Consider the following 2266-nt stretch of genomic DNA (forward strand, 5'->3'; position numbering starts at 1 on the left):
GAAGGATGTCGAGACAACAATCTCGTCATCCTGCGCATGGTTGATGATTGCCCATATCCGCAGAGTTCTGCGAAAAATCAATCAAACCGCTTTCTGATTCAGGCTCTAAGTCATGAATAAGAGTTTCTAAACGATCAAACCAGCGTGCTGTATTTGATCGTTTAGACTTGCGAGCTTCGAGGAACATGTCCTCGAAGGTGCCAAAGCCATGCACCGAGAAGTGACGCACACCTCCCTCGTCTCGCGTAAGCATCAGATCGCCGATCGCCGCCTGCCAATCCCGATAGATATATGCTTCCTTGATGCCTAGGAAAACCGCTGCAGTTTTGGCTGTCGTTATAACAAGAGGCCTATTAATTCTTATTTTTGCTTCATTATCAATGACGTCGGCACATAAATTAGCGAGGTCAATCTGGTCGACATCAGGCAGATCGGACGAGCTAAGCACGTTCTTTTTCGCTAAGTAACCACCTAATTCGCTATCAATCAGATATGCGATACGTTCTTTTATTTTTGGATCGATCTCGGGTACATGCCATAACTTCGACAGTTCATTTAAGCGACGTAATTCAACATGTGTGCCATCTGCAAGAGCTGCCTCAAGCTGCTTGATCGTCTTCATCTCGATAGAGTTTGATGCCTGCTCCGGATCGAGATAACTACGCTCGCGTCGTATAGCTCTAATCCATCCAAGAACACAGGAAATCCGATAAAGTGTACTGATCCGCTTATATTCCAAAAATGGAATATTTGGAGCACCAACGAGAAGATATTTTCCTTTATTTTCCACTAATATTTCATGAAGTCGGTATTTAAGATTTGTTACTGCGACTTTGAGGGGATCTGAATATAGACGAACAAAATCGTGGTTTGCTTTTCTCGTTTCCTCATTTTTATCTGAAAGTTCTTCCTCACGTTTTTTTTGTGCTAAATAAATGGCCATAAATACGTCACGGCCAACAAGAGCCACCAACGCTCCAAAAAGCGCCAAGAGTGCAGCAACGACTGGAGGAGAGAGCCACAGCCCATCAATCGAGTTTGCACTGCTCGCATTCACTGGCATTGTTCCATCACGTTCATACTACTAACCTAACCATAATGATGGGTAACGAGTCAGGATACAGCAAGGCGACGACAAGCTTAATAAGCGCCGTATTGCTGGCACGTCGGATTGAAAGGTAATTGTCCACAGTTCTAAGTTCGTACCCTACCAGATCCCTCTCGCGTGAACTCGGCTGAGCATAACGTCTCTCATGTCGGCAACACTATTGATTGACCTGCCGACGGATGGGACAATCAGGCATTGGATAGCCCTTATCCGGCCCGGCACGTCAGTCGGCAATGCCTACCATGTCAGTTGGTCCGCTTTCGGAAGACCGGAAGTCCCGAACGGAATGTCCGGCATGAGGCGGAAGCCGTCACCCCCGACCCCATTCACCTTCCGAGCGATCTGACCAGCTCCGCAAGAGCCCGGCGAACCTTCGGCGCAGCCCATTCGCGCAGCATCTTTTCTCCGCCGGCCTCGTGCTCCAGCGCGTAAGGGCTGGCCTCAATCGGCGGCATCTGCATGACGTGGTCCTTCCCGCCTGCCGGCACCGCCGGGAACGGATCGATCCGCACGAGCTGCGTCAGCAGGGCGACAGTGATGACGCGGCATTGAGGCGACGACGTATTGAGGCAGACGTAAGCGCCGCTTCCTTCTGTCACCGGATCGTAAATCGCCTTCCAGGTGATAGCAGGAACCGGAATCCGGTGCGGGCCGACGGTATCGGTTCTGTCCGGGTCATAACCGGGACCGGTGACAACATAAAGTTCTCCATCCCTGTCCGCGAGCCCGCGCACGGCACTTTCCACACCCACCCAGGCGCCCCGGTTCAGTTCGGCGGTCTGGGGCACGATATTGGAGAGTGCATACGTCTCGGCCTGCCACGAGAGTCCAGCTTCATCGCCGCTCGGAACAAGGTGGCCTCTGTCGTATCCGCTCGACCTGAAGTCATAAAGTTCGGCCCTCATGGTGTCGGGGAGGCGGGCGTCCGGATAGAAGCGGCTGCTGCGGGGGGTACGCTCCGCCACTTCGAGGTTCTCTTCCGAGAGATACTCGGCGGCCCACAGCGCGCCTTTCGTATGCTCGGACGCCAGGACGGCGTACCCGTGATTACAGAGCATCACGGTGCCGATCCGCAACGTCTCGTCCACCACGGCAGGAGGTTGTCCGCCGAAAAACTGACCCGCACAGGACACCGTCTGCGCGACGGCAGGCGTTGAT

The 2266-nt window shown here is 52.9% G+C and carries 1 protein-coding gene and 1 pseudogene; one reads left to right on the forward strand and one right to left on the reverse strand.

The features are described 5' to 3' along the window. Positions 1–97 (forward strand): annotated as a pseudogene (locus tag GOB85_RS18615) (IS5/IS1182 family transposase); the annotation flags it as partial. 1337 nt (positions 98–1434) lie between these two features. Here GOB85_RS18615 and GOB85_RS18620 read toward each other — a convergent pair. Next, the coding region (locus GOB85_RS18620) for a DNA/RNA non-specific endonuclease (protein ID WP_173578849.1) at positions 1435–2266 on the reverse strand (832 nt) is incomplete at its 5' end.

Origin of the sequence: Acetobacter fallax, assembly GCF_011516735.1 — a bacterium.
In the GTDB taxonomy this organism is placed as follows: domain Bacteria; phylum Pseudomonadota; class Alphaproteobacteria; order Acetobacterales; family Acetobacteraceae; genus Acetobacter; species Acetobacter fallax.